Consider the following 5,298-nt stretch of genomic DNA (forward strand, 5'->3'; position numbering starts at 1 on the left):
ACGGTCCTGCTGACGCACCCGCAGGTGGCCCAGGCCGCGGTCGTGGCTCGCGAGGACGTCCCGGGGGACAAGCGCCTGGTGGCGTATGTCGTACCGGTGGGGCAGGACGTGGAGGGCCTGCGGGAACTGGTCGCGGCCCGCCTGCCGGAGTACATGGTCCCGGCAGCGTTCGTGACGCTGGCGGAGTTGCCGTTGACCGCCAACGGGAAGCTGGACCGTCACGCCCTGCCCGCGCCGGAGTACACCGCGGGCACCGGACGAGGCCCGACCACGGTCCAGGAAGAGATTCTGTGCGCGCTGTTCGCCGACATCCTGGGGGTTGCGAACGTCGGGGTCGACGACAACTTCTTCCAGTTGGGCGGGCATTCGCTGCTCGCGGTGCGGCTGGTGGAGCGGCTGCGTGCGCGGGGTATGTCGGTGTCGGTGCGGGCGCTGTTCGAAGCGCCTACCCCGGCCGGGCTGGCGGGTGCGGCGGGGGCCGTACCGGTGGTGGTGCCGGAGAACCTGATCCCGGCCGGCGCGCAGCGGATCACGCCGGAGATGTTGCCGCTGGTGGAGCTGTCCCAGGAAGAGATCGATCGGATAGCCGCCACCGTCGAAGGCGGCGCGGCCAACATCGCGGACGTCTATCCGCTGGCGCCGTTGCAGGAGGGGATGCTCTTCCACCACCTCATGGCGGGTGGCGGCGAGGATGTCTACCTCACGGTACGAACGTTGGAGTTCGATACCCGGGATCGTCTGACGGAATTCGTGGATGCGTTGCAGCAGGTCGTGGACCGGCACGACATCTACCGGACCGGCGTCGTATGGGAAGGGCTGCGGGAGCCGGCCCAGGTGGTCTGGCGCCACGCGGTGCTGCCCGTCGTTGAACACGAGATCGACAGTGGGCAGACGGATGCCCTGATAGCCCGAGCGGGCTCCGCGATGGACCTGAGCCGCGCGCCGTTGATGGACCTGCACGTGGCGGCAGTCGGGCAAGGCCGGTGGTTGGCCGCGATACGGATGCATCACATGCTGCAGGACCACCTCGGCATGGATGTACTGCTGGGCGAACTGCGGGCGGTACTTGCCGGTGAGACGGAGCGTTTGGCGCCCGCGTTGCCGTTCCGGAATTTCGTGGCTCAAACGCGGCGAGTGCCGCGCGCGGAGCATGAGCGGTTCTTCGCCGAGTTGCTCGGCGACGTGACCGAACAGACCGCACCCTTTGGGGTGTTGGACGTGCGCGGTGATGGCGGCGATGTGGTGACCGAACGGGTCCTGGTGTCCGGCGAGACAGCGGTCCGGTTGCGGGAACTGGCGCGTGCACTGGAAGTCAGTCCGGCGACGGTCTTGCACGTCGTGTGGGCCCGGGTGCTGGCCGCGCTGTCGGGTCGCGACGACGTGGTGTTCGGGACGGTGCTGTTCGGGCGGATGAACGCCGGTGAAGGCGCCGACCGGGTGCTTGGCCCGTTCATCAACACCCTTCCGGTACGCGTGCGGACGGGCAGCGTGGGTCTCCGGGCCGCCGTCGAACTCATGCGAGCCCAGCTCGCGGCGCTGCTGGAACACGAGCACGCCCCCCTGGCCCTGGCACAGCAGACCAGCGGAATCGTGGGCAACACACCGCTCTTCACCTCCCTGTTCAACTACCGGCACGCTGACCAGCAGCCCGATGCTGCCGGGCAACGGCAGGTCGAGGGCATCCGTAACGTCCTGGTCCGAGAGCGGACCAACTATCCGCTGACCGTAGCGGTGAACGATCTGGGACCGGACAACATCAGTTTCAGCGTGGAAGCCGTTGCGTCGATGGATGCGGCCGTGGTCGGACAGCTGCTGCGGACCACGTTGGAGAACACGGTCACCGCTCTGACCGAGACGCTCGACGGCGGTCCGGACACCGCTCTCCAGAAGGTGCTCGTCCTCGATCCGGGTGAGCGGGATCGGTTGTTGGTGGAGTGGAATGACACGGCGTCTGGTGTGTCTGCTGCTCCGGGGTTGTCGGTTGTGGGGTTGTTTGAGCGGTGGGTGGCGACGGCTCCGGGTGCGGTGGCGGTGGTTGCCGGCGGGGTGGAGTTGTCGTACGGGGAGTTGGATGCGGCGGCGAATCGGCTGGCGCATTACCTGCGCGGGGTGGGTGTAAGGCCGGAGTCGGTGGTGGGGCTGCGTCTTCCGCGTGGCCTGGAAATGGTCGTCGGGATCCTGGGGGTGTGGAAGGCAGGGGCTGCGTATCTGCCGGTCGATTCCCAACTACCGGCTGAGCGCGTGGAGTTCATGCTGGCCGATGCGGGTGTGGGGCAGGTGGTGGGTCCGGAGGTTCTGGATCGGTTGAGCGGCTTGCCCGATTCGGCGCCGGACGTGGCGGCAGATCCGGCGGGGCTGGCGTATGTGATCTACACGTCGGGGTCGACTGGGACTCCGAAGGGTGTGGGGGTCTCGCACGGGTCGCTGGCGAATCTGGTGTCGGTGTTCGGGCCGGTGATGGGCGCGGCCCCTGGTGTGGGGGTGTTGCAGTTCGCGTCGTTCAGTTTTGACGCGTCGGTGCTGGATGTGGCGGTGGCGTTGTCGTCGGGTGCCACGTTGTGGATCGCCAGTGAGGGGCAGCGGGAGCAGCCGGAGCGGTTGCGGGAGCTGGAAGGTGTGCGGGCGGCCAGTGTGGTGCCGTCACTGCTGGGCGTGGTGGATCCGGCCGATCTGGCGCGGGTGGAGACCCTGCTGGTAGGCGCTGAAGCCATCAGTGAACCGGCGGCGCGTACGTGGTCGTCGGGTCGGCGGCTGGTGAACACCTATGGGCCCACGGAGGCCGCTGTGATGGTGGCGGCCGGGACCGTGGATGCGGGCGGGGCGGGTCCGGTGCCGTTTGGCCGGCCGATCGCCAACACCCGGTTGTACGTGCTCGATGACGTGCTTGAGCCGGTGCCTGTGGGTGTGGCGGGGGAGTTGTATGTCGCGGGCGCCGGCTTGGCGCGCGGGTATGTGAACCGTGCGGGGCTGACGGGTGAGCGGTTCGTCGCGTGCCCCTACGGTGCCGGTGCGGGTGAGCGGATGTACCGGACCGGAGACCTGGTGAAGTGGGCCCCGGACGGTCAGTTGGTGTTCGCCGGGCGGGCCGATGAGCAGGTCAAGGTGCGCGGGTTCCGGATCGAGCCCGGTGAGATCGAGACGGTCCTGCTGACGCACCCGCAGGTGGCCCAGACCGCGGTCGTGGCTCGCGAAGGCTCCCTGGTGGCGTACGTCGTGCCGGTGGGCCAGGACGTGGAGGGCCTGCGGGAACTGGTCGCGGCACGCCTGCCGGAGTACATGGTCCCGGCAGCGTTCGTCACGCTGGCGGAGTTGCCGCTGACCGCCAACGGTAAGCTCGACCGCCGGGCTCTGCCCGCACCGGAGTACACCACGGGCGACGGACGAGGCCCGAACACGGTCCAGGAAGAGATCCTCTGCGCGCTGTTCGCCGACGTCCTCGGTCTGGAGTCAGTGGGAGTCGAGGACAACTTCTTCGCGCTGGGCGGGCATTCGCTGCTCGCGGTCCGGCTGATCTCGCGGATTCGTACGGTACTGAGCGTCGAGGTCGAGGTCCGGGCGCTGTTCGAGGCTCCGACGGTGGCGGCGCTGGCGGCGCGGCTGGCCGAAGAGGGTACGGGGCAGGCCCGTACGCCGTTGCGCGCGGCGGCTGAGCGTCCCGAGCGGGTGCCGTTGTCGTTCGCGCAGCGGCGGCTGTGGTTCCTGGGCCAGCTCGAAGGGCCGAGCCCGACGTACAACATCCCCGTGCCGATCCGGCTGAGCGGCGTGGACACCGGCGCTCTGGGTGCGGCGCTCCGCGACGTGATCGTCCGGCACGAGTCGTTGCGGACGGTCTTCCCGGCCGTCGACGGCGAGCCGTACCAGCGGATCCTGGATCCGCAGGATCTGGGCTGGGAATTGCAGGTGGCCGAGGTCGCGCCCGAGGGCCTGGCCGAAGCCGTGGATCAGGCATCCCAGTACGCCTTCGATCTGTCGGTGGAGCCGCCGATCCGGGCGTGGCTGTTCCAGGCCGGTCCTGACGAGCAGGTGCTGCTCGTACTGATGCACCACATCGCCGGCGACGGCTGGTCGATGGCACCGCTGAGCCGCGATCTCTCCGCTGCGTACGCGGCGCGGCTGCGTGGCGAGGCCCCGGACTGGGAGCCGCTGCCCGTCCAGTACGCGGATTATGCGCTCTGGCAGCAGGAGTTGCTGGGCGACGAGTCGGACCCGGGCAGTCTGCTGTCGGCGCAGGTGGCGTACTGGCGGCGGACGCTGGCCGGGGTTCCGGAAGAGCTGGCGCTGCCGGTGGACCGGCCGCGCCCGGCGGTCAGCAGCCATCGCGCCCATGTCGTGCCGCTGCGGTTGGCGGCGGATGTGCACCAGAGGTTGGCGGACCTGGCGCGGGCCGAGGGCGCCACGCCGTTCATGGTGTTGCAGGCCGCGCTGGTCGTGACGTTGTCGCGGCTCGGGGCCGGTACCGACATTCCGATCGGGTCGCCGATCGCGGGTCGTACGGACGAGGCGCTGGACGATCTGGTCGGGTTCTTCGTCAATACGTTGGTGATCCGGACGGATCTGTCGGGTGATCCGGAGTTCCGGCAGGTGCTGGGGCGGGTGCGTGAGGCGAGCCTGGGCGCGTTGGCGCATCAGGACGTGCCGTTCGAGCGGCTGGTGGAGGAGTTGGCTCCGGCGCGGTCGTTGGCACGGCACCCGCTGTTCCAGGTGATGCTCACCGTCCAGAACACCGACCGCGCCGTGTTGGACCTGCCGGAGACCCTTGCCAGTGCCGGGGGCTCGGCGACGGGCGGCGGCGGGACGAGCGTGTCGGCGAGGTTCGACCTCAACGTGTCCATGTCGGAGGTGTTCGACGAGCACGGAGACCCGGCCGGGTTCCGGGGGGCGATCAGCGCGGCCGCCGACCTGTTCGACGCGCCGACCGTGGCAAGGCTCGCGGACTGGTTCGTCCGGGTGGTCGAGACGCTGACCGCGGCCCCCGACACGCGGTTGCACGCGGTGGACGTGCTCGATTCCCGCGAACGTGACCTGGTGCTCCACCACTGGAATGCCACGGCGACGACGGTGGCGGACTCCAGCGTCATCGAGCTGTTCCTGCGACGCGTCGAGGCTTCCCCGGACGCGGCGGCCATGGTCGCTGACGGGGTTGAGCTGACCTATGCAGAGCTCCACGCGGACGTGGACCGCGTGGCGAGCCATCTGCGTGACCTGGGTGTGGGCCCGGAGTCGGTGGTGGGGCTGTGCCTGCCGCGCGGCGCGCAGATGGTCACGGCCATTCTGGGCGTCTGGCGGGCGGGGGCCGCG

The 5,298-nt window shown here is 69.5% G+C and carries 1 protein-coding gene; it reads left to right on the forward strand.

Annotated features, from left to right (window positions below; all coding sequences use genetic code 11):
• Window positions 1-5,298: amino acid adenylation domain-containing protein (locus tag ACWD6R_RS39740; RefSeq protein WP_451823215.1), on the forward strand; the 5,298-nt coding region annotated here is incomplete at both ends.

This window comes from Streptomyces sp. NPDC005151, from assembly GCF_053599875.1.